At 64.7% G+C, this 22,530-nt stretch carries 21 protein-coding genes, 1 tRNA gene and 1 pseudogene; 7 read left to right on the top strand and 16 right to left on the bottom strand.

Features of this window, described 5'->3' with window-relative positions; translation table 11 throughout:
* Positions 1 to 19 precede the first annotated feature (19 nt).
* From dnaQ to V6V88_RS03030, 5 genes are all read right to left on the bottom strand, one after another.
* Entirely contained in the window at positions 20 to 745 is a 726-nt protein-coding gene (dnaQ, locus tag V6V88_RS03050; protein WP_056327877.1) for a DNA polymerase III subunit epsilon, read from the bottom strand.
* A gap of 2 nt (positions 746 to 747) precedes the next feature.
* On the bottom strand, positions 748 to 3,846 hold the full coding sequence (locus V6V88_RS03045; RefSeq protein ID WP_280002975.1) for an efflux RND transporter permease subunit: 3,099 nt from the start codon (positions 3,844 to 3,846) through the stop codon (positions 748 to 750).
* 30 nt (positions 3,847 to 3,876) lie between these two features.
* Positions 3,877 to 4,959 carry an efflux RND transporter periplasmic adaptor subunit gene (locus V6V88_RS03040; RefSeq protein WP_223574238.1) on the bottom strand — a complete coding sequence of 361 codons (1,083 nt, stop codon included), beginning with the start codon at positions 4,957 to 4,959 and terminating at the stop codon, positions 3,877 to 3,879.
* Between the two features lie 279 nt (positions 4,960 to 5,238).
* Positions 5,239 to 5,700, bottom strand: a complete 462-nt coding sequence (gene rnhA, locus V6V88_RS03035) for a ribonuclease HI (protein ID WP_175211632.1) — start codon at positions 5,698 to 5,700, stop codon at positions 5,239 to 5,241.
* Between the two features lie 50 nt (positions 5,701 to 5,750).
* On the bottom strand, positions 5,751 to 6,530 hold the full coding sequence (locus V6V88_RS03030; RefSeq protein ID WP_056327932.1) for a methyltransferase domain-containing protein: 780 nt from the start codon (positions 6,528 to 6,530) through the stop codon (positions 5,751 to 5,753).
* A gap of 19 nt (positions 6,531 to 6,549) precedes the next feature.
* On the opposite strand from V6V88_RS03030, the gene gloB reads away from it, so the two are divergent.
* The 3 genes from gloB (at position 6,550) to fabI (ending at position 9,700) form a co-directional block, all read left to right on the top strand.
* Positions 6,550 to 7,371: a hydroxyacylglutathione hydrolase gene (gloB, locus tag V6V88_RS03025; RefSeq protein ID WP_271264164.1), complete on the top strand. Its 822-nt coding sequence runs from the start codon at positions 6,550 to 6,552 to the stop codon at positions 7,369 to 7,371.
* Between the two features lie 7 nt (positions 7,372 to 7,378).
* Complete coding sequence (locus V6V88_RS03020) at positions 7,379 to 8,797, top strand: transglycosylase SLT domain-containing protein (RefSeq protein WP_152383359.1); 1,419 nt, start codon at positions 7,379 to 7,381, stop codon at positions 8,795 to 8,797.
* A 117-nt stretch (positions 8,798 to 8,914) separates the two neighbouring features.
* Positions 8,915 to 9,700, top strand: coding sequence for an enoyl-ACP reductase FabI (fabI, locus tag V6V88_RS03015; protein WP_062838515.1), 786 nt, complete (start codon positions 8,915 to 8,917; stop codon positions 9,698 to 9,700).
* A 67-nt stretch (positions 9,701 to 9,767) separates the two neighbouring features.
* On the opposite strand, the gene V6V88_RS03010 is transcribed toward fabI, so the two are convergent.
* Positions 9,768 to 10,166 carry an OsmC family protein gene (locus tag V6V88_RS03010; protein ID WP_056327870.1) on the bottom strand — a complete coding sequence of 133 codons (399 nt, stop codon included), beginning with the start codon at positions 10,164 to 10,166 and terminating at the stop codon, positions 9,768 to 9,770.
* Positions 10,167 to 10,337: 171 nt separating this feature from the next.
* Between V6V88_RS03010 and V6V88_RS03005 the strand changes: the two genes are divergently transcribed.
* Positions 10,338 to 11,015 carry a tellurite resistance TerB family protein gene (locus V6V88_RS03005; RefSeq protein WP_062838514.1) on the top strand — a complete coding sequence of 226 codons (678 nt, stop codon included), beginning with the start codon at positions 10,338 to 10,340 and terminating at the stop codon, positions 11,013 to 11,015.
* An 88-nt stretch (positions 11,016 to 11,103) separates the two neighbouring features.
* Here V6V88_RS03005 and V6V88_RS03000 read toward each other — a convergent pair whose 3' ends face one another.
* The 3 genes from V6V88_RS03000 to V6V88_RS02990 all read right to left on the bottom strand — a co-directional run bounded on the left by V6V88_RS03000 (position 11,104) and on the right by V6V88_RS02990 (position 14,006).
* Positions 11,104 to 12,090 carry a tripartite tricarboxylate transporter substrate binding protein gene (locus V6V88_RS03000; protein ID WP_062838513.1) on the bottom strand — a complete coding sequence of 329 codons (987 nt, stop codon included), beginning with the start codon at positions 12,088 to 12,090 and terminating at the stop codon, positions 11,104 to 11,106.
* A 19-nt stretch (positions 12,091 to 12,109) separates the two neighbouring features.
* Positions 12,110 to 12,994, bottom strand: a complete 885-nt coding sequence (nadC, locus tag V6V88_RS02995) for a carboxylating nicotinate-nucleotide diphosphorylase (protein ID WP_338617743.1) — start codon at positions 12,992 to 12,994, stop codon at positions 12,110 to 12,112.
* 82 nt (positions 12,995 to 13,076) lie between these two features.
* Positions 13,077 to 14,006 carry a hypothetical protein gene (locus tag V6V88_RS02990; protein WP_223574234.1) on the bottom strand — a complete coding sequence of 310 codons (930 nt, stop codon included), beginning with the start codon at positions 14,004 to 14,006 and terminating at the stop codon, positions 13,077 to 13,079.
* Positions 14,007 to 14,226: 220 nt separating this feature from the next.
* Between V6V88_RS02990 and V6V88_RS02985 the strand changes: the two genes are divergently transcribed.
* On the top strand, positions 14,227 to 14,454 hold the full coding sequence (locus tag V6V88_RS02985; protein WP_056327865.1) for a hypothetical protein: 228 nt from the start codon (positions 14,227 to 14,229) through the stop codon (positions 14,452 to 14,454).
* Positions 14,455 to 14,482: 28 nt separating this feature from the next.
* Here the strand turns inward: V6V88_RS02985 and V6V88_RS02980 are convergent, their stop codons facing one another.
* The 5 genes from V6V88_RS02980 to V6V88_RS02960 all read right to left on the bottom strand — a co-directional run bounded on the left by V6V88_RS02980 (position 14,483) and on the right by V6V88_RS02960 (position 19,653).
* On the bottom strand, positions 14,483 to 15,448 hold the full coding sequence (locus V6V88_RS02980) for a tripartite tricarboxylate transporter substrate binding protein (protein WP_338617737.1): 966 nt from the start codon (positions 15,446 to 15,448) through the stop codon (positions 14,483 to 14,485).
* A 69-nt stretch (positions 15,449 to 15,517) separates the two neighbouring features.
* Entirely contained in the window at positions 15,518 to 16,696 is a 1,179-nt protein-coding gene (locus tag V6V88_RS02975; protein ID WP_338617735.1) for a CoA transferase, read from the bottom strand.
* Positions 16,697 to 16,725: 29 nt separating this feature from the next.
* Positions 16,726 to 17,664, bottom strand: a complete 939-nt coding sequence (locus tag V6V88_RS02970) for a hydroxymethylglutaryl-CoA lyase (RefSeq protein WP_312538535.1) — start codon at positions 17,662 to 17,664, stop codon at positions 16,726 to 16,728.
* Between the two features lie 194 nt (positions 17,665 to 17,858).
* Positions 17,859 to 18,791, bottom strand: a complete 933-nt coding sequence (locus tag V6V88_RS02965) for a LysR substrate-binding domain-containing protein (RefSeq protein WP_338617729.1) — start codon at positions 18,789 to 18,791, stop codon at positions 17,859 to 17,861.
* 253 nt (positions 18,792 to 19,044) lie between these two features.
* The gene (locus V6V88_RS02960) at positions 19,045 to 19,653 is read right to left on the bottom strand and encodes a hypothetical protein (protein WP_338617726.1); all 609 of its coding nucleotides are present in this window, start codon (positions 19,651 to 19,653) and stop codon (positions 19,045 to 19,047) included.
* Between the two features lie 480 nt (positions 19,654 to 20,133).
* Here V6V88_RS02960 and V6V88_RS02955 point away from each other — a divergent pair, with 480 nt between their 5' ends.
* Together V6V88_RS02955 and V6V88_RS02950 are read left to right on the top strand one after the other, a co-directional pair.
* Positions 20,134 to 20,772, top strand: coding sequence for a hypothetical protein (locus tag V6V88_RS02955; protein ID WP_338617724.1), 639 nt, complete (start codon positions 20,134 to 20,136; stop codon positions 20,770 to 20,772).
* Positions 20,765 to 21,139 (top strand): hypothetical protein, encoded by a 375-nt coding sequence (locus V6V88_RS02950; protein WP_338617720.1) that lies wholly within the window; start codon positions 20,765 to 20,767, stop codon positions 21,137 to 21,139. Before V6V88_RS02955 ends, V6V88_RS02950 begins: the two co-directional genes overlap by 8 nt.
* A gap of 532 nt (positions 21,140 to 21,671) precedes the next feature.
* On the opposite strand, the pseudogene V6V88_RS02945 reads toward V6V88_RS02950, so the two are convergent.
* Both V6V88_RS02945 and V6V88_RS02940 read right to left on the bottom strand, forming a co-directional pair.
* Positions 21,672 to 21,974 (bottom strand): annotated as a pseudogene (locus V6V88_RS02945) (hypothetical protein); the annotation flags it as partial.
* 337 nt (positions 21,975 to 22,311) lie between these two features.
* Positions 22,312 to 22,402: transfer RNA gene (locus V6V88_RS02940), tRNA-Ser, on the bottom strand.
* Positions 22,403 to 22,530: the final 128 nt, after the last annotated feature.

Genomic DNA, 22,530 nt, shown 5'->3' with positions numbered 1-22,530 from the left:
AGTCGCCTCTGATAACTTCTTATGCGGCTGCCGCGACGGGCGCATCGACCTTGCGCCACACGCACTCGCCACCCACGCTCTTGTCCAGCGCGGCAAGGTAGGCCTCGTGTTCGGCAAGTTCTTCGGCGCTGGCCGTGATGACCGGCAGACCCGAGGCGTCGAACCGGGCAAGCACCATGCCGCCGCCGCTGGCGCCGGCGCTATCGTCCACATCGATCAGCAGCGCATCCTGGCCACGCGTCATCGCCAGCCAGACTTCAGCCAGAAGCTGCGAGTCCAGCAATGCGCCGTGCAGCGTGCGGTGCGCGTTCGAGATGCCGAAGCGGTCGCACAGCGCATCCAGCGAATTGCGCTTGCCCGGGAACAGCGACCGGGCGTGCAGCAGCGAGTCGGTGACGGTCTCGCAGAATTCGGTGATGGGACCGCGGCCGATCTTTGCGAGTTCGGCGTTGAAGAACTTCACGTCGAACGCGGCGTTGTGCGCGATCAGTTCGGCGCCCTGGATGAACTTGACGAATTCGTCCGCGACTTCGGCAAAGCGCGGTTTGTCCGACAGGAACTCGGTGGTCAGCCCGTGCACCGCCAGCGCCTCGGGATCGCTGTCGCGGTCCGGGTTCAGGTAGATGTGCAGGTTGTTGCCGGTCGGCGTGCGGTTGACGATTTCCACGCAGCCGATTTCGACGATGCGATGACCCTGTGCAGGGTCCAGTCCGGTGGTTTCCGTGTCAAAGATGATCTGGCGCATAACTATTCCGACGCTTGGGGCTGCGAGGCGGGCGGCGTGGGCGCGGAATGCGCCTGGCTGCCGGCGGTGCCTGGCTTCTTGCGTGCGGTGGCAATCAGCGTGTAGGCCACCGGCACGACGAACAAGGTCAGTAGTGTACCCAGCAACAGCCCGCCCACCAGAACCCAGCCGATCTGCTGACGCGATTCCGCCCCCGCGCCCGTGGACAGCGCCAGGGGAACGGTACCCAGCACCATGGCGCCGGTCGTCATCAGAATGGGGCGCAGCCGCAGCACGCTGGCTTCGACCACGGCCTCGAACAGCTCCCTGCCCTCGTCGCGCAGCTGGTTCGTGAACTCCACGATCAGGATGCCGTGCTTGGTGATCAGTCCGACCAGCGTGATGAGCCCGATCTGGCTGTAGATGGACAGCGTGCCGCCCGTCAGCCACAGGGCAAGCAAGGCGCCCGTCATGGACAGCGGCACCGACAGCATGATGATGAACGGGTTGCGCCAGCTTTCGAACTGCGCGGCGAGCACCAGGTAGATGAAGGCCAGCGCCATCGCAAAGACCAGGTAGATGCTGCCCGACGAATCGCGGAATTCGCGCGACTGGCCGTCCAGGTCCGTGATGATCGTGTTGGGCAGGACCTCTCGCGCCACCTGGTGCATGTGGTCCAGCACCTCGCCCAGCGCATAGCCGGGCGCCACCGCCGCATCGATCTTCACAGCCCGCAGGCGGTTGAAGTGGTTCAGCGACTGCGGCGACACGCCTTCGTGCACGCCCAGCAGGTTGTCCAGCTGGACCATGCTGCCGTCGCGTGCCCGCACGTAGATGCCCGAGATGTCGGTGGGATTGGCGCGGTCGCGCGGCGTCACCTGCACGATCACGTCGTACTGTTCGCCCTCGTCCTTGTAGCGGGTGACCTGGCGGCCGCCCAGCATCGATTCGAGCGTGCGGCCCACCACGTCCACGTTGGCGCCCACGTCGGCCATCTTGTCGCGGTCCACGCGAACGCGCAGCTCCGGCGTGTTCAGGCGCAGGTCGGTGTCCAGATTCAGCAGGCCCGGATACTTGCGCAGCTCGGCCAGGAAGATCTCGGTCAGCCGCGACAGCTCCTGGTACGAGGCCTGGCTCATGATGATGAACTCCACCGGTTTGGATCGGGCCGACTGGCCCAGCGACGGCGGATTGGTCGGGAAGGCGCGCACGCCCGGCAGCGACGCGAACTGCGGCTGCAATTGCTGGGTGATGGCCTGCTGCTTGCGCTCGCGCTCTTCCCAGGGCTTCAGGCGCAGGATCGCGGTGCCGTCCGTGACCGTGGGAAAGCCCACCGTGACCTGGCTGCCGCTGGCTTCCGGGATGTCGGCATAGAACTTTTCAATGCCCAGCATGCTGTCAAGCGTGTAGTTCAGCGTGGCGCCTTCGGGCGAGCTGACAAGGCCGAAGACCACGCCGCGGTCCTCGACCGGCGCCAGTTCGCTCTTGACCACCTTGAACAGCACGCCGCTGCCTGCCGCCACGGCCAGCCCGATCACCACGACGATCCAGCGATGCCGCAGCGAGGCGCCCAGCATGCGGCGATAGCCGTTGCTCAGACCGTTCAGCCAGCCCTCGATCAGGTTGTACCAGCGGTTGTGGCGGGTCTGGTGGCGCAGCAGCACCGAACACATCATGGGCGTGAGGGTCAGCGCCACGAAGCCCGACACCAGCACCGCCCCCGCCAGCGCCAGCGCGAACTCGATGAACAGGCGCCCCGTGCGCCCGGTGGCGAACGCCAGCGGCGCATACACGGTGACCAGCGTCATGGTCATGGCGACCACCGCGAAGCCGATCTCCCTGGAGCCGCGCAGCGCGGCTTCCTTGCGCGGCATGCCGTCCTCGATGTGCCGGTAGATGTTCTCCAGGACCACGATGGCGTCGTCCACCACAAGCCCGATCGCCAGCACCATGGCAAGCAGCGTCAGCGTGTTGATCGAAAAGCCGAACAGATACATCAGCGCGCAGGCGCCCACCAGCGACACCGGGATGGTGACGATGGGAATGATGCTGGCGCGCAGGTTGCGCAGGAAGAAGAAGATCACCAGCACCACCAGCACGATGGCTTCGATGATGGTGTGGAACACGGAATCGATGGAACGCTCGATGAACACCGACGAGTCGTACGCGATGTTCAGCTTCATGCCGGCCGGCAGGGTCTCGTTCAGCCGCTCGACCTCCTGGCGGGCGGCCTTGGAAAGCTCCAGGGGGTTGGCGGTGGATTGGCGCGTGATGCCGATGTTGATGGCGGGCTTGCCGTTGAAGCGGGACAGGATCCGGTCGTTGGCGGCCGCGATCTCGACCTTGGCGACGTCGCGCATCCGCACCGGGTAGCCCTTCACGTTGGCAACGATCACGTCCTCGAACTGGGCGGGCGTCTGCAGGTCGGTGGCCGACACCACTGAGAATTCCCGTGCCCGCGACTCGATCCGGCCCGCCGGAATTTCGACGTTCTGGCTGCGCAGCGCGGCTTCCACATCCTGCACCGTCAATCCGTACGCCGCCAGCTTGTCGCGGTCGACGTAGATGCGCATGGACGGCAGGCGCTCGCCAAAGACGCGCACTTCGGCCGCGCCGGGCAGCACCGACAGGCGGGTCTTGATGTAGCGGTTGATGTAGTCGGAGGTCTGGATCGCCGAGAACGATCCCGACTCCACGGCGATGTAGATGATGGGCTGGGAATCGGCCTCGACCTTGCCGATGATCGGCTCGTCGATCTCGTCGGGCAGGAAACGCCGCGCGCGCGAGACCTTGTCGCGCACTTCGGCCGCCGCCGCGTCGGGGTCGCGCGAGAGGTTGAACTTGATGTTGATGAGGCTGCGCTCGGAGCGGCTGCGCGAGGTCATCACGTTGACCCCTTCGATGCCGGCCAGCTGGTCTTCCAGCGGCTTGGTCACCTGCGACTCGATCACCTCCGGCGAGGCGCCCTTGTACGTGGTGTCCACAGACACGATCGGCTCGTCGATCTTCGGGTACTCGCGCACCGTCAGGCGCGAATACGAGATCAGGCCGATCAGCACGATGATCAGCGACAGGACCGACGCGAACACCGGGCGCTTGATACAGGTTTCCGAGATACGCATGGCACTATCGCTGAAAAGGTGAAGGGCCGGCTATGGGCCGTTGCCCACGATGGTCACGCGCGCGCCATCGGTCACGCGCTGCAGGCCCGAGACCACCAGCATGTCGTTCAGGGCGACGCCGGTCAGGATCTCGACGCGGCCCTCGCGGCGTTCGCCGATGGTCACTTCGCGCCGATGCGCCACGCCGTTCTCGACCCGGTAAACGTACTGCGTTTCGCCCGACGGCGATAGCGCGGCCTCTGGCGCGACCAGCGCCTTGTCTTCGTTAAAGAGCAGTTGCACCCGGGCGAACATGCCGGGGCGCAGCACGCCGTCCTGGTTAGCAACCGTGGCGCGCAGCAGGATGGACCGCCCGCCCGCGTCGACCAGCGGGCTGACCGCGTAGACCAGTCCGCGGCGCTCCTGGCCAGGCAGCGCATCCAGGCGCAGCGTCAGTTGCTGTCCGACGCGCACCTTGCTCAGGTACATCTCGGGCACGCGGAAATCCACCTTGAGCGGATCGATGGCCTCAAGGGGCGCCAGATCCTGCCCCTGGTTGACGTAATCGCCCACGGACACGCTGCGCAGTCCGACGATGCCGGCAAAGGGTGCGGTAATGGTCATCTTGTCCAGGCGGGCCTGCGCCAGCGCCACGGCGGCTTCCTGCACCTTCAGCGTGCTGGCCGACTCGTCGCGCGCCTGCTGGCTGACGAAGCCCTTGCCCTGCAGTTCGACGGCGCGGCGGTAATGGCTTTGCGCCAGCGTCAGGTTGGCGCGCGCCTGCGCCAATTCAGCGCGCGGCACGGAGTCGTCCAGGCGGATGAGAAGCTGGCCCTGCTTGACGGGCTGACCTTCCTTGAAATCAATGGCTTGGATGCGTCCGGCCACTTCGGGGCGCAGGACGACGGACTCATCGGAGCGCAGGCTGCCCACGGCCGACAGACCGCGCGCAAAAGGCACTTCCTGGACGGCGGCCACGGCGACACGGGCCGGCGCGGCGGGAGCGGATTGAGGTTTGGCGGAAGCCTGTGCAGGGGTTGCGGCCGGCGCCAGCCAGCGCGGCACAAATACGCCGAGCGCGGCCCCCGCGGCCAACCCTGCCGCGACGGCGGCCAGCAGTACAGCTTTTTTCATGCGCGAAAGTGGCGGTGTTGCGGCGCGGACCGGGCATGCCCCACTCGGACGTCGCCGCAGGAACTGGAGGAAGGGTTGGCACTTTAGCACCCGGATTTACATACTGGAACAATCCTGAAGCGCGATGAAAGAACTAAATCTGCCCTGGACGGTGAATTCAAGGGTATATCCGGATGCCGCGCGGGACGCTGGGCCACCTTAGGGCCGATTTGTTGAGTGCCCGTTATGACGGTGCCCGCCCGACGCCGCCCGCGGGCCAGACGGCCAAGCCAGGCGCTTTCACGCGCGGCGCGCGACGTCCACGCCCATGTTGGCCAGCTGGTCGGCGCGCTCGTTGCCGGGGTCGCCCGCGTGCCCGCGGACCCAGCGCCAGGACACCGTGTGGCGCTGCACCTGTTCATCCAGCGCCTGCCAGAGTTCGGCGTTCTTGACCGGCTTTTTCTCGGCGGTGATCCAGCCGCGCCGCTTCCAGTTGGCCAGCCACTCGGTCATGCCCTTCATGACATATTGCGAGTCGGTGTGGATCGTGACGACGCAGGGGCGCTTGAGCGCGCGCAGGCCTTCGATGACCGCCAGCAGTTCCATCCGGTTGTTCGTGGTCTGGAGCTCGCCGCCATGCAGCGTCTTTTCGTGCGCGCCGGCGCGCATCAGCACGCCCCAGCCGCCGGGTCCCGGATTGCCCTTGCAGGCGCCGTCGGTCCACATTTCCACTTTCTGGTCGTTCGTTTTGTTGTCCTGCATGGTGCTGCGTGCGTGTCCTTGTGCTTGCAATGTGAGGCGGGCCCGGCGGCTCAGGAGGGGTCAAAGCCATCGTCCGCCTGGCGGTTGACCACCACCGAGGCCGCGCGGGCGCGCTTGGGTTTGGTCTTCCAGGCAGGCCCGATGATACGCATGCCGGTCACGCGCTTGACCGCCGAGACCATGTACACCGCGCCGCCCAGGCTCCACCAGCGGGCGCCGGCCGATTCCAGGAAGCTCCAGCGCTCAAGCCATTTTTCGCTGCGGCAGGCCGGCGCGTAGCAGCCGAACTGGCTTTCATCGACCTCCAGCGACAGCAGCTTGAACCAATCCTTGAGCCGCGCCAGCGACACCTGCGACGACGGCGGCTGCGGCAGCCAGGGCTCCATGCCCGGCATGCGGGTGCGGGCGCCCCACATGCTCCAGGGGTTGAACCCCGAAATGACGACACGGCCCTCGGGGACGAGGACGCGCTCGACCTCGCGCAGCACGTTGTGGGGTTCGGGCGTGAGTTCAAAGGTGTGCGGCAGGATCAGGAGGTCCACGCTCTGGGATTCGAACGGCAGGGCCTCCGGCTGCGCGACGACCACGCGCGACTGCCAGCCCGGCAGGCTTTCCGGCGCCGGGGTCTCGGTGCCCACGTAGCCCTTGAACGGCATCCGGTTGGCCCCCAACAGGTTAAGGTCGGCAAGGCCGACCTGCCAGGCGTAATATCCGAAGACATCCGCGACGGCCGCGTCGAACTGGGCGCGCTCCCAGGCCAGCACGTACTGGCCCGGCGGCGTCTGGAACCATTCGGCCAGTTCTACAATCGGCGGAGTTTCTTCTGCCACGTTTTTTCCTTCGAATCCCATGCAAGCCTTGACCGCCCCCGCAGGCGGCCGCGATCGCAACGCCGCGGTCTTGCCTTTGCCAGCCTTTTCCGACAACTACATCTGGGCGATCGTCCGCGACGGCCAGGTGGCGGTCGTGGACCCCGGCGAAGCCGGGCCCGTCTTGCGGTTTCTGGATCAGCAAGGCTTGAAGCTGCGCGCCATTCTACTCACGCATCACCACGGCGACCATGTGGGAGGCGTGCTGGAATTGTCCCGCATCGAGGGCATCACCGTATATGGTCCGGCGCGCGAAAAGCTGCCGCGCTGCGATGTCCGGCTGGCCGAAGGCGACCGCGTGACGCTGCCGGAACTGGATCTGGACCTGTCGGTGCTGGACGTTCCGGGCCATACGGCGGGCCACATCGCGTACGCGGGCCGCGCGGCCGGCGTCGACCACGCGCTCTTCTGTGGCGACACGCTTTTCGCGGGGGGCTGTGGCCGCCTTTTCGAGGGCACGCCCGCGCAAATGTTTGATTCCTTGGAAAAATTTTCCGCTTTACCGCCAGATACAAAAGTTTTTTGCGCACACGAGTACACTCTAGCGAACCTTCGCTGGGCATTGGCCGTCGAACCGGCCAACCGCGACCTGCAAACGTGGCATCTGCGGGCCCAGCAATTACGCGCGGAAGGACACCCCACGCTTCCTTCGACCATCGGTCAGGAACGCGCGACCAATCCGTTCTTGCGCACACAGCAGCCCGACGTCGTCCAGGCCGCAGCAAGTTGGGCCGGACGCAGCCAGACTACGCCGGTAGAGGTCTTTGCCTCCCTTCGTGAATGGAAGAACGATTTCAAGTGACCACCTGATGAATCTATCCCGACTCCTTCTGCCGCTCATGCTGGCAGTCCTCGCCGGTTGCGCAGGAACCAAAGCCCCCGATAGCAAGAACCTCACCACCAATTCCCAAGGCCGATACATCGCCCGGGACACCTCCCGCACGATCGACCTGACCAACCCGCCGGCTGACGCGTGGGACCGCATCCGCCGCGGTTTCGCCATCCCCAACCTGAACACCGACCTCTCCAAGCAGTGGACCGACTACTACGCGTCCCACCCCGAGGCGGTGCAGCGCATGGCCGAGCGCGCCGGCAAATACCTCTACTTCATCGTTGACGAGATCAACCGCCGCGGCCTGCCGACCGAGCTGGCGCTGCTGCCCTTCGTGGAAAGCGCGTACAACCCGACCGCACTGTCGCGCGCGCAGGCCTCGGGCCTGTGGCAGTTCGTGCCAGCCACGGGCCAGCACTTCAACCTGAAGCAGGACTGGTGGCGCGACGAGCGCCGCGATCCCATCGCCTCGACCAACGCGGCGCTGGACTACCTGGAAAAGCTGTTTGAAATGCAGGGCGACTGGTACCTTGCCCTGGCCTCGTACAACTGGGGCGAAGGCTCGGTGCAGCGCGCCATGGCCAAGAACGAGGCCGCCGGCCAGAACACCGACTACCTGTCGCTGAACATGCCGGACGAGACCCGCAACTACGTGCCCAAGCTGCAGGCCATCAAGAACATCATTGCCGATCCGCAGCGCTATGCGGTGGCGCTGCCGCCCGTCGGCAACACGCCGTACTTCGTGACGGTGCAAAAGAACAGCGACATCGACCTGGAAATCGCCGCCAAGCTGGCCGAAATGCCGCTGGACGAGTTCAAGGCCCTGAACCCCTCGTTCAACCGCCCGGTCATCCGCGGCGACCACGGCCCCACCCTGCTGCTGCCGGCCGACCGCGTCGAGATCTTCAACGCGAACCTCACCAACTACAAGGGCGACCTGTCCGCCTGGAAGGTCTACCACTCGCGCCGCGGCGAATCCTACGCATCCATCGCCAAGCGGTTTGGCGTGTCCGAAGCCACCCTGCGCGAAACCAACGACATCAGCCGCCGCCAGAAGGCCGCTAACGGCCAGGCGCTGCTGGTGCCGGGCGACCCCGGCACGGGCGGCGTGCAGATCGCGTCGCTGGCGCCTCCGGTGGGCGCGCTGGACTCGGCCCCGCAAGACAACAAGGCCGCCGCACCACGTGGCCGCGCCGCGCAGGCGCCCGCCGTGCGCGTCTCCAGCGCCCGCCCCAACGTGCGCAGCCACAAGGTCCGCCAGGGCGACACCCTGTTCTCGCTGGCCAAACAGTACGGCACCACCGTCGACGCGCTGCGCGCGCTCAACAACATCAAGGGCAGCGCCCTGAAGATCGGCACGCAACTGCGCGTGCCCGGCACGAACGCGCGCGGCTGACACCCGCCACGCACGGCGCGGCGCCCCGGCACGGGGGCCGCGCCGGCTCGCCCGCTGGTCCGCCAAATTCCCTAAAATAGGCGGTCTCCAGAAGGGAAAAAATCAAAGGACACATCTATGGGCTTTCTTGCCGGCAAACGCATCCTGGTCACCGGGGTGCTTTCCAACCGTTCCATCGCCTACGGCATCGCGCGCGCCTGTCATCAGCAAGGCGCCGAACTGGCGTTCACTTACGTCGGCGACCGCTTCAAGGACCGCGTGAGCGAGTTTGCCGCCGAATTCAACAGCAACATCGTGCTGCCCTGCGACGTGGCCGAAGACAGCCAGATCGACGGCGCCTTTGCTGAACTGGCCCAGCACTGGGACGGCCTGGACGGCCTGGTCCATTCGATCGGCTTTGCGCCGCGCGAAGCCATCGCCGGCAATTTCCTGGACGGCCTGTCGCGCGAAGGCTTTCGCATCGCCCACGACATCTCGGCCTACAGCTTCGCCGCCATGGCCAAGGCCGCCCTGCCCCTGATGGAAGGCCGCAACGGCTCGGTGCTGACGCTGACCTACCTGGGCGCCGAGCGCGTGGTGCCGAACTACAACACGATGGGCCTGGCCAAGGCGTCGCTCGAAGCCAGCGTGCGCTACCTGGCCTCGGCGCTGGGCCCGCGCGGCATCCGCGCCAACGGCATCTCCGCCGGCCCGATCAAGACCCTGGCCGCCAGCGGCATCAAGGACTTCTCAGCCATCCTGAAGTTCGTCGAAAACCAGGCTCCGCTGCGCCGCAATATCACCATCGAAGACGTCGGCAATGTCGCGGCCTTCATGCTGTCGGATCTGGCTGCCGGCGTGACCGGCGAAATCACCCACGTGGACGGCGGTTTCTCGACCATCGTCCCGGGCATGGAAGAGTAAGACTTCCCTGGGCGGGGCGCGGCGCCCCGCCTTGCGCAGGCTGCCCCGCCGCCTACGCCGCAATTCCTCAATCCGGCCGCACGATCAGCGTGGACACCTGCACGTCCACCGCCGTCATCAGCTTGTGGATCGGGCACTTCTCGGCCACGGCCAGCAATTCGTCGATCTGCGCATCGGACAGCTCACCGTGCAGCGTCAGCTTGGCGGTCAGCCGATAGATGCCGCGACGTTCCTCGCTGGCATCGCGCACCACTTCCACCCCCACCGATTCCAGCGGCAGCCCCTTGCGCTGCGCGTAGACCATCAGGGTCATCGCCTTGCAGCCGCCCAGCGCCGTATCGAAGTAATCGTGCGGATCCGGCCCCTCCCCCTGCGGCTTGGGCATGTCCAGCGGCAGATCATGGCCTTCGGCCGTCGCGGTGAACTGCAGGGACTGGGGCGCATTCTGGCGCACGCGGATGCTCATGGGTCGATTCTCCTGGTTGGGATTGCCGGGGACTGCCGAATGGCCGGCTTCAGGACGGTTTTAGCACTTGCTGAACGCTTGCGGGGCCCGATGACCCGCCTGACGGACAGCTGAACTTCCTGCCGCGGCCATGGTCCGATATCCCTGACCGTCAGATTCACAGGAGGCCGCATGAGCGCCCGGCAATTACTCGATCAACTGTTGCAGTCCGGACAAGGGCTGCTTTCCGACACCACGAACCGCGTGCAAAACGCCACCGGCGGCAAGGGCTCGTCCCTGCTTTCGGGCCTGGGCGGCGGCGCCCTGGGGGCAGGCGCCCTCGGCCTCTTGATGGGCAGCAAGAAGGCCCGCAAGATCGGCGGCAAGGTCGCCATGTACGGCGGCATGGCCGCGCTGGGCGCGCTGGCCTATCGCGCCTATGGCGATTGGCAGCGCAAGCAGGCTGGCGCGCCCAGCGCGCCGCCGCAAACGCTGGACCGCCTGCCGGCCCCGGAAGCCGAACAGCACAGCAATGCGGTCCTCACCGCCATGATCGGCGCGGCCAAGGCCGACGGCCACATCGGCCCCGAGGAAAAATCCCTGTTGGAAACGGAACTGGCCAAGCTGTCGTCCGACGCCCAGGACCGCCGCTGGCTGGAGGCCGAACTGTCGCGTCCCCTGGATCCCAGCGTGATCGCCCAGTCGGCCAAGACGCCCGAAATGGCGGCCGAGATGTACCTGGCCAGCCTGCTCGTCGTGGACGAAGAAAGCTTCATGGAGCGTGCCTACCTGGACGAACTGGCGCGCCAGCTCAAGCTGGAACCGGGCCTGAAGGAACAGCTGGAGCAGCATGCCAAGGCGGCCGCCTGAGCACCGCAGCCGGCGTTGCAGCCGGCTCTTGCGATCCCGAATCCGCGGCCTATTCGCGGCGCCCCGCGCCGCATCGGCCGCATTCCCGTCAATCCGCGCGTAGCCCGATTGCCTCGGTCAGCGCCGTGTAGCGGTCGATATCCGCGCCGATCATCCGCTGGAATTCTTCCGGCGTGCTGCTGGCAGGCGTGAAGCCCTGTTCGCGCAGCGCGGCCTGCACGTCCGGCCGCCGCACGATCTTCGCCACCGCGGCATTCAGCTTGTCGACCACTGCGGGCGGCGTGGCCGCCGGGGTCAAGAGGCCATGCCACTGATCCAGCGCGTAGCCGGACACGCCCTGCTCGGCCACCGTCGGCACCGTGGGCATCAGCGGCGAACGCGCCGGCGACGTCACGGCCAGCGCGCGCAGCTTGCCGGCCGCAATGAGCGGCGCGGCGCTGGATGCCGTCACCACCCCCAGGCCCACCTGACCCGCCGTCACGTCCGTGAGCGCCGGGCCGCAGCCCTTGTACGGCACCTGCTGCATCACCGCGCCCGTCTTGCGAGAGAGCAGCTCGCCCGCCAGATGTTGCGGCGTGCCGTTGCCGCACGTGGCAAAGGGCAGCGGCTTGTCCGGCACGGCGGCAGCGATCACGTCGTCCAGGTTGCGCAGGGGCGAGGCGGCCGGCACGACGAACACCGAAGGCACGAAGGCCACGTTGATGACTGCCGCAAAATCCCGCTTCGGCGAGAAGCCCAGGTTGCGGTAGACACCGGGGTTGATCGCAAACGAACTATTCACCATCAGCAGCGTGTAGCCGTCGGGCGGCGCTTCGGCCACGATGCGCGCGCCAATGTTGCCGCTTGCGCCCGGCCGGTTTTCCACCACGACCGGCTGCCCCAGCGACTCCTGCAGGCTGGCGCCGAGGCGGCGCGCAAGCAGGTCGGTGCCGCCGCCCGGCGGAAACGTCACGACGATCGTGATCGGATGCGATGGATACGATGCGTCTGCAGGCGCTTCGCCCGACGGCGGATTGCCGCAGGCAGTCAGGGTCAGGGTCAGCAGCGAGAGCGACGAAAGCAGCAGGCGTTTCATTTTGTGGGCCGATAAACGTTCAGGCGTCCAGACCGATGTCGAGCACCTTGGCGCTGTGCGTCAGCCAGCCCACGGCGATCTGGTCCACGCCGGTGGCGGCCACGGCCGCCGCGGTATCGGGCGTGATGCGGCCCGAGGCCTCGGTGATGGCACGGCCCCGCGCCATGGCGACGGCGCGGCGCAGGTCGTCAAGACTCATGTTGTCCAGCAGCAACACGTCCACACCCAGCGCCAGCGCGACCTCAAGCTGCTCCAGCGTGTCGACCTCCAGTTCGATCTTGACCATGTGGCCGACGCCGGCGCGTGCGCGCTCGACGGCCGTCGCCACGCTGCCGGCCAGCGCGATGTGGTTGTCCTTGATCAGCACCGCATCGTCCAGCCCGTGACGGTGATTGCTGCCGCCCCCCACACGCACGGCGTACTTCTGCACCGCCCGCAGTCCCGGCATGGTCTTGCGGGTGCACGTGACGCGCGCGCCGTAACCCGCAATCGCGCGCGCAATCGACGCCGTGGCGGTCGCCACGCCGCTCAGGTGGCACAGGAAATTGAGCGCGACCCGCTCCGCGCTGAGCATCGCGCGGGCATTGCCCTGAATGCGTGCGATCTCCATCCCCGGCGCCAGATCAGTGCCGTCGCGGTGAGACACCGTGAACGCAAGACTGGGATCCATCAGCCGGAACGCCAGGCGGGCCAGATCCAGCCCCGCCAACACGCCCTCCTGCCGCGCCACCAGCCGCGTTTCGGCGGTGGCGTCGGCCGGCACGATGGCGTCGGTGGTCAGGTCGCCAGCGCGGCCCAGGTCTTCCAGCAGCGCCGCGCGCACAAGCGGCTCCAGCATGACGTCCGGCAAGGGCGGAACGGGCAGGCGATCAGCGGCGGCGGGCACAGCGGCTTTAATGCTCATTTTGAGTATTTGTAGCGTAAAAAAAGGCGCGCGAGATTTGCGCAACACTTATGCTAAATATGAGTATAAGCCTTGTCAAGCGTCAAACGACACGCGAGACGGGCAGCTTGCTGCCTGCAATGGCGCGCTCCAGCAGGACATCCCGGCGGAACCGGAAAAGCTTGGCAGGCCGTCCCGCCGTCCCGGTCGCCATCGCGCCGGTCTCTTCCACCAAGTCCTGCTGCTCGATGAAGCGGCGAAAGTTCTGCTTGTGCAGACCCCGCCCCGCCAGCGCCTCGACCGCCATCTGCAACTGCAACAGCGTGAATTCGTCCGGCATCAGCTCGAACACCACCGGACGGTACTTGATCTTGGCGCGCAAGCGCGCGATGCCAGTGGCCAGGATGCGCCGGTGGTCGTGACGCATCGGCTGCCCCGGCGCTGCGGCCTGGCCCCCGGTGCGCCGCGCCGCCTCGGGCACCAGCCCGGCTTCGAACAGCAGTTCGTAGCGTTGCAGCACCAGGTCTTCGTTCCACGCAGCGCCCTCCAGGCCGAACGTGATGGCGGCGCGTTGATGACGGCGCGCGCGGACCGAGGCGTCCGCACTGTCTTCGCACCAGGCCGACAGGCGCGGCACGATCACCTCATCCACCAGCGCGGGGGTGCCGGCGCGCCGGTCCTCCCACGGAAAATAGCGATACCAGTCTTGCCATCCGACCTGCGCTACGCCCGTTTCGCCCGCCTCGCGCGTCAGGCCCAGATAGCTGACCGAGATGACGCGCCCGCCCGACTCATCGGAGCGGTCGCCGTCCGCGAACGTATAAAGCTGTTCGACATAGCCTAGCGGATGGTGCGTCTGCGCTTCCACCCAGTCGCGCAAACCGGCCTGCAGCGAGCGATGCGACAGCTCGAACGGTCCGGCCGGCAACGCGCGCGCATCGTCCGTGGTCAGCACGCGCGGCTCGCCGTTGGTGACGGCCACCAGCACGGCAACGAGTTCAGCATGAACGGAGCGTTCGACGGATTCGGTCAAGGCAGGCGAGGAAAAGGAAGTGTGGGTGTCGGCGCGCGCAAGGCGGCGGGAAGGTGAGGATTATAAGGATGCAGTGTGGCAAGTTTGGGGGCCGTTGTCCTGCAACAGCCCCTTGCAATCGTGACATCCAGAACGCAGCCTGCCCGCGGCGGCGGTTCTAAGATAGGTCCATGTCCAGGCGCATCGCCATCCTGGCATGCGCGCAGCCGGAGCAATCGCCATGTTGAAAACCTCTCCCGATCCGAACGCCGCGTCCAAGGCTGCTGACGAACAAAAACCTCACACCGACCCGCGCAAGGGCACCGAAACCCTGCCCATGCCCGATGAAAGCAAGGTCGTGGCCGGCATGCCGCGGCGCGGACGCGCCATTGCCGAACCCGGCGAGCCCGGCGTCATCACGCCAGAAGACGACGTGCTGGATACGTCGTACGACACGCCCAAGCCCTGACGCGCAGCCGTCGCCTCGCTTCCGGCCCTCAATCCAGCTTCACCTTCGCGCCCTCGATCACAGGCTTCCACTTCTGGTAGTCCTGCTTGATGGTCGCCGAGAACTGCTCCGGCGTCGTGGGCATGGCCTGCGCGCCCTGAGCGGCCAAGGCTTCCTGCATCGCCGGCAACGCCAGCACCTTGTTCAGTTCCGTGTTCAGCGTCTGGATGATGGGCTTGGGCGTCTTGGCCGGCGCCAGCAAGCCATACCAGACCCGCACATCGAAGTTCGGATAACCCAGTTCCGCCACCGTCGGCACGTCGGGCAGCACCGGGCTGCGCTGCGGCGAGGTCACGGCCAGCGCGACCGCGCTGCCGGCCTTGAGCTGCGGCGCTGCCGACGGGATCGACGTGAAGATCACCGGCACCTGTCCGCCCAGCAGGTCGGCCATGGCCGGCCCCGACCCCTTGTACGGCACATGCACCAGCTTGATGTCCGCCCGCTGCTGAAGCAGTTCGGCAGCCAGGTGCGTAATGGTGCCGGCGCCGGGCGACCCGTAGTTGACCGCGCCGGGCGCCTTGCGGGCCGCTTCGATCAGCGCCTGCAAGGTCTGATAGGGGCTGGACTTGCCGGCCACAATGACCAGCGGCGCTTCGCCCACGATGCCGATCGGCGAAAAGTCCTTGACCGGGTCGTACGAAAGCTTGCTGTAGATGGAAGGCGCCACCGCCAGGTTGTCGACCTGCCCCATGACGATCTCGTAGCCGTCCGGCTTGGCGCGCGCGGCCGCGCCGATGCCGATGGTGCCGCCCGCGCCCGGCCGGTTCTCGGCCACCACGTTCCATTTGGTGGTCTCGCCCAGCTTGGCGGCCACCGTGCGGGACAGGAAGTCCGTGCCGCCGCCCGGGGTGAACGGCACGATGATGCGGATGGGCTGATTCGGGTAGGACTCCTGGGCGTGGGCGCCTGCCGCGACGCCCAGCACGCAAGCTGAAAGCAGAAGGTTGCGTAGCATGTGATGTGTCTCCATCGTTATTGCTTTATAGGCAGGCGGTGTCGCCTTGGTGGTCCTGCCGCGGCGCGTTCAGATGACGCCGCGTTCCTGCAATCCAATAATGTCGTCCTGCGCAAAACCGAACTGCAGCAGCACATCGCGGGTATCGGCGCCCAGCGCGGGCGCCGGTTGCACGGGACGGGCTTCAGCCTGCGCAAACTTGATCGGGAAACCCAGCATACGCACATCGCCGTGGCCGCCATGCGGAACGTCGATCGCCATGCGCTGGTCCTGCACCTGGGGATCCTCGAACACTTCCTGCAGGTTCAGCACCTGGCCGCATGGCACGCCGAACCGGTTCAGCCGTTCGATCCAGTGGGCACTGGTGTGCTGACGCGTGCGCGTCTGGATGGCCTCGGTGATCGCGCCACGGTTGCGCATGCGATCCGCGTTCGTCGCAAAGCGCGGGTCGGCGCGCAGCTCGGACAGCTCCAGCGCATCCAGCAGCTTGTGATAGACGACGTCGTTGCTGGGCGCGATGGCGACCTGCCCGTCGGCCGTCTCGAACAGCCCGTAGGGCGACGCGATGCCGTGATCGTTGCCCGTGCGCGCCGGCAGCCGACCGTCGGCAAAATAGTTCGACGCCTGAAAGCTCAAGAGGCCGATCATGCTGCCCAAAAGGCTCACGCTGACGCTGTCGCCCTGGTCAGTGCGCTCGCGGCGCAACAGCGCCGCCACGATGCCCAGCGCGCCATTCATCCCAGCCACCAGATCGCTGATGGGCGGACCCGCGCGCATCGGCGGCTGGCTTTCCGCGCCATTCAGGCTCATGAACCCGCTCATCGCCTGCGCGATGAAATCGAAGGCCGGCCGGTCGCGATATGGCCCCGTCGTGCCAAAGCCGTTGATGCTGCAATGAATGATGTCGGGCTTGAGCGCCTTGAGCGCCTCGTCGCCCAGGCCCATCTTCTGCATGACGCCCGGCCGGTAGTTCTCGACGATCACATCGCATTCGGCGATCAGGCGCCGCAGCACGGCCTTGCCCTCCTCGCTGTACAGGTCGAGCGTGACGGATTTCTTGTTGCGGTTGTAGTTGGCGAAGTACCAGCTCAGGCCATCGCGTATCACGCCCTGTGCGCGCACCGGGTCGCCTTCGCCAGGCGTCTCGATCTTGATGACCTCTGCGCCCATGTCGGCGAGAAGTGAGGTGCAGAACGGGCCCGAGATGATGCGGGTCAGGTCCAGAATGCGGAATCCGGATAAAGGCATGGGTTCTTGTGAATCCAGGGTTGCGGAAATCAGCCGACGGCGGCCACGGCGCCGTCGTAATCGTGCAAGGCAAGACGCGGCCCGGCCTTCATCACCTGGCCGGACAACGGGCGCTTCATCACCTGTTCAAGATGCCGCGACGCCTGGATCAGCGCTGCCAGGTCAATGCCTGTCTCGATGTCCATCTCGTGCAGCAGATTGACCGTGTCTTCGGTGCAGACATTTCCCGTCGCCCCCGGCGCGAACGGGCAGCCGCCCAAGCCGCCCAGCGACGATTCAAAGGACGTGATGCCCGCGTGCAGCCCCTCGACCACATTCACCAGCCCGAGGCCGCGCGTGTTGTGAAAGTGCAGGGAAAAGTCCATGGCTGGAAACGCCGCGCGCAGCGCGTCGACCGTCTTGCGCACCAGCCGCGGCGTCGCCATGCCCGTTGTGTCGCCCAGCGTGACGGCGTCGAAATTCAGGCGGGCAAACTCGGCCACGATGGTCTTTAACGTGGCGATATCGATATCGCCTTCGAATGGACAACCGAAGGCCACCGCGATGGCGCCCTTGCGCCGCATGGGATGGCCCTTTAACAGCGCCGCCACGTCCTCGATGTCGCGCAGCGATTGCTCCACGGACCGGTTCAGGTTCTTTCTGTTGTGGCTTTCGCTGGCCGACAGGAACACCACGACCTCATCGGCACGCGATGCCAGCGCGCGTTCAACGCCGCGCGGGTTCGGCGCCAGCGCGCTCAACACCACGCCGGGCCGCTTGTCCGCCAGCGCCAGCAGTTCCGCGGCGTCGCGCATCTGCGGCACGGCACGGGGCGACACGAACGAGGTTGCCTCGATGTGGCGCACGCCGGCGGCAATCAATTCATTCAGGATGGCAGCCTTGGTGTCGGTGGGCACAAACTCGGGCTCGCTTTGCAGTCCGTCCCGCAGTCCCACCTCCACGATCTGCACTCGGCTTGGAAGGCTCACATCTGTCTCCTCGCGCCCGCGCGGCGCGCGGTCCATGGGCTTGATGAGTCATCTTCCGAGGTCATCCGCCCCGGCACAAATCGCGAATCTTCAGCGGGGCATCGCCATTCGCGATGGCTGCGCGGGGCAGCGCCTGCGTTGGCCGTCCGGATTTTGCCGCGCAACATACCCGGCCGAATGCGGCGGGCCCGGCGTCAATCGCCCGAGGCGGCGGCCTCTTGCAGCAGGTGTTCCATCAGCAGCCGGGCTGCGCCGGACAGGGGTTCATTGCTGCGCACGCACAATTTGAGCTGGCGCCGCGCCCACGCGTCCGTCAAAGGGATAATCCTAAGATCGCCGCAATCGAAGAGGGATAGCGCCTCCACGGGCACGATGCCGATGCCCAGCTCCCGGCGCACCATCGACACCAGCGCATCGTACGAGGTGACCTGGAACCGCAGCCGCACCGTCCGATTGATGGCCGCCGCCTCGCGCGTGAACAGGTAGTTCGCGGCGCTGCCCCGGTGCATGCCGACATGGTCGTATTCCAGCGTGTCGGCAAACGCCACGCGCTCGCGCGCAGCAAGCGGATGAGACCGGTTGACCACCAGCGTCATCACATCGCGCCGGTACGGAAAACTCTGCAGCCCGCTGTCGTCATCGGTCTGGGTATAGATGCCGATATCGCTCACGTTTTCCTGCACCGCGCGCGTCACCGCCGAACTGACGTTTTCCTCAAGATCGATCTGCACGCCGGGATGCAGAGCCAGAAAGCGCTGCAGATCTTCCGGCAGAAACTGCGTGATGGACGACAGGTTAGCCGCAATACGCACGTGCCCGCGCACGCCCGACGAAAAGTCCCGGATCTCGTCCGTCAGGCCGCGCGCCTGATGCAGCAGCGCCCGCGCATGCCGCGCCAACGCATGGCCAGCGCCCGTCGCTTCCACCCCTCGCGCGCGCCGCGTGATCAGCGCCACATCCAGGATGCGCTCCAATTCAGACAACCGCTTGCTCAACGCAGACGGCGCGATGTGCTCACGCGTGGCGGCCGCCGCAATACTGCCTTCTTCGACCACGGCCACAAAGACCTGCAGGCTGTAGAGATCCAGGCGAGGCGCGGATGATCGAATCGGCGTGTCGAGAGTCATGGCAGGAGCGTACCGTAACGATTCCCGGAAATGCAAAAAGCCCCGATTTCTGGGGAATCGGAGCATTTCTTGGCTGGCCGGTGAGGCCTTGCCGGTATTCCTGGCGGACAGAGGGTCAGCCTAACAAGCTTTTGGATACCTTATGAATCCTTGATTTTCCAAGTACGGAAACGAAAAGTACCCGCATAAATACCCGTTCCTAGTATGGATCCTGATGCGAGATCCGGCTGGCAAGACCGACGACTCAGATTGATTAGACGGGGGGCTGCTTTACGACAGCCATCACCTCCTCCACGCAGAGCGTATGAAGGACATCAAGCAACATGACCGCCACTCCGCTCGGAAAACCGTCAGTGTTCGACCGCTCATATGTGTAGCGCCATTCAACGAACGCCCGGCGCATCATGAGAAACATGGGGGGAAGATCTACCTCCGGAGCGCGCTCGCTCACACGCCGATCGAGCTTTTCTCTGGCGGCCTCAGGAAGCGCGTTATAGAGCTTGTCAAGGTCGTGCACCTTACTTATGCGCGTGCCGTTTGCTTCGGCCAGCGCCTTCAGATACAGCTCAAGCGCCAAACTTGCGTTTACAACGAAGGGGGCTATTGGAGTCCGATCCTTCCGCCACACACCGTCGGGGCCTAGATCTCCCTTCAACATGCGTTCGTGATTCATTTGCGCGGTCTGGGCAAAACCGAGAGCCAGACTGATTATCTGCTCCACCACGGAGGGCGGGGGAGGAAACTGGTGGCCAAGCTCTTCGAAGCGCCTGATGGCGCCCTCGTAGTATCCCGGCGTTCCAACTGCATGCTGGGGCTCGTAGTCCCCCAAATATCTATCACCCAACCAGAGCTTCTTGGTCATTGATTGTCTCGCCACCATGGAAGTGCGCGGAGCCGCGCGGAGTGCGGGTCAGGATACAGCGCGTCGGAAACATCGGGGAGGGGCTGGGAAAAACCTAACCTTCCTAATCGAACATGGCGAACTGCCCGGAAAGTCATGATTCATGTGGGTTTCCGGGGTTTCAGAAAACCTAACCTTTTTCTAACCAAAGCCTAACCCGGTTAGGTTTCTATACCCTAACCTCATAAAAAATAGATACCTATATAAATCAAAGAGTTACGACGTGGTTAGGTTTCAAGTTAGGTCAGGTTAGGTTTTAAACCTAACCAATATTATTTATATAAATCAATGACTTAAACACCATGTTGATGCCCGATTAGGAAGGTTAGGTTTGTCCCTGCCCCTCCCCAAACCTGCGCAGAGATGGAACAAATGGCCGCGATCGAATAGCGCTTCGGTGGCCGAGCAGTGCATTTGCGTGGCGAAGTAAACGGCGGCAGAATGACCGGCAATTTCGGCATTGATACCGTTTGCAACCATGACGAGCAAGGAATGCCTGCTCCATTCTCATACCTGTGGAATATCGCGAAGCGTGGGCGCGCTTGGGCCGCTCCTGTCCCCTCCGCTATTTTCCTAGTCTTCAACTATTTCGAATTCTTCAAAGACATGCCGGGCCTTACGAAAACGGCTATCGGCATTTCGCTGCTCCTGTCTGGAGCGCTTGTATGCGCGGTGCGTGGCGGCTATTGCCTGGTACGAGATGCATCCGATGAAATTGAAGTCTTGAAGCAACAGGTCGCCCAAGCATCCGCTGCGGACGTTGGACCGCTTACTGTCCGAAACGTGCGTGAAGGAGAGGGCTACCACGAAGGCACAATGTTGATGATCCTCGACAAGGCCCCGTGGATAGAAGCTGGGCTTATCTTATCGTTGAGTGTGGAAGTGGACAGTGTGACGCCGGTGGCTCTTCTTTACGTAGAAACCTTTACTAGCGAAGCGTTTCCACAGTGCATTGTGTGGCGCGCTTATGGCCCCGCAGCCGACCTACGGCAGTACCTGAACGACCCATCACGGTGGAAAAGCCTAAAGGCTCGGCGCAACGTACATCTTCGGCATCTGGAGAAAGTCAATCATGAATAGAAACAGCCTACTCGCGGCCGCCTTGCGCGCGTCCGACAATCGTCCGTCCCCCAAAGTAGTCCAACTGCTGAGCCAGACGCGCCTGGTAGTCAATCGTGGCAGCAATGACGGAATCCGCGAGGGTCAGCACGTGATCGTCTATGCGATGGGAGACGAGCTTTTTGACCCCGATTCAAAGGAATCGCTTGGGCAAGTTGAACTCATCAAAGGCAAGGCAAAAGTCGTGCATTTGCAAGACAAAATTGCGACTGTTGAGAATTTGGAGCGCACGAAGCGTGACTCGTTCAATCTTCTAGGCCCCACCACACAAGAGGTGGTGACACCGTTTCACAACGCGGAGGTTGGAGATTTGGTTCGATTTCTGTGACGTGCGTCGTTCGTGCGTCGCTTTGCGACGTTTTACAACTACAAACTGCAGCCTCCGCAGCCCCGCCAAAGCTATGGCGCGCAGGGGCACGTCAATGAGTCTTTTCTCGCACATTTAGCGCGCAGGCGCGGCGGGGGAGAACTGCGCGCCAGCCCCTCGAGGACGAACGACCGCTGTATATTTTTACAGTACTTTGGGGTGGCGCATGGATTTCTTCGACCGACCAACGCGCGCGCCCTGCCTGCGGCCCGCATACGGGAGCTGTACGCGCGAAACCCGACTGCCGAGGCCTGTTGTTGCTATGGCGTGGGAGATTTGGCGCCTGCAGCGCGTCATCGTGGTCCTGGAAGCGGGCTTGCGCAGCGCCAGCGGCCTACGTCACCGGCAGGACATCATTGACCGCGTTCCCTAGCTGCGGGAGTAAGCCGCGACGTAACCGTGTCTGAATGAGCCGCTGGCGGTCAAACCTGGCGCAAAGCGCGGCGAACAGCGCTGACGCGCGCCAGGGACGAAAAAAGCCGCGCATGCGGGGCTATTCGTCAATGCCGGCGGGGTCACTGGAGGCGCGGCGGGCGCGGGCGGGCATCCTCCCCTCAACCTCTACGCCGACGGCGAAGGGCTTGAACTGCATTACTTCCATCCCCAGCCACGCATTTAGTTCGGACAATCGAGCCTGAAGAGGCGCGATCTCGTTGCGCGCGAACACCTGGGCGGCAGGCATGACCGCGCCGAAACCGCCCGTATTCCCCGGCACGATGCCCTTGAGCTGGGGCGGTACGCGGTGCGCTGCCAGCACGTCGTCACGCGTCACAGCTTTGATGTTCAAGAATTCATCCGTGCAGCCGCGGCTGATGACTTCGAGGGTATCGCACAAGGTTGTAAACCCGTTGGGCCGGGCTTACACCATCGGCCATCTTGTAGGGCTTCTCTCGCCCCTTCGCGGCGCGGATTGCGGTGTATGTCAGCTTGGCGAGCGTGGCCATATCTCCCATGTGAAAAACGGGTACTTTTTTCGGGTTTTGGGCCAATGAGGCTGCGATCCCCGCGAAAGTACCCGATTTATGGGGTTGCTTCTAGTGGTGCTTGCTGAGCAAGCCTGGGCAATAAAAAACCCGCACAGCTAAGGCTGGTGCGGGTTTCCGGGCATTGTTGGGCAATGCTGGTTTGAATCCTGGCGGACAGAGGGGGATTCGAACCCCCGATACGCTTTTGACGTATACACGCTTTCCAGGCGTGCGCCTTCAACCGCTCGGCCACCTGTCCTACTGCATGTTCAGGGGCCTTTTGGTGCTGCTAAAAAGGCGCTGCTGAAAATGCGAATCCGCGATTCTAGCAGAATGCGCGGCTACACAGCAAGCGGCCATATAAAAAGGGACGCACTACGCGCGTCC

The organism is Achromobacter sp. E1 (assembly GCF_037039475.1).
Lineage (GTDB): Bacteria > Pseudomonadota > Gammaproteobacteria > Burkholderiales > Burkholderiaceae_B > Achromobacter > Achromobacter mucicolens.
This window is presented reverse-complemented; position numbering and strand designations above follow the sequence as displayed.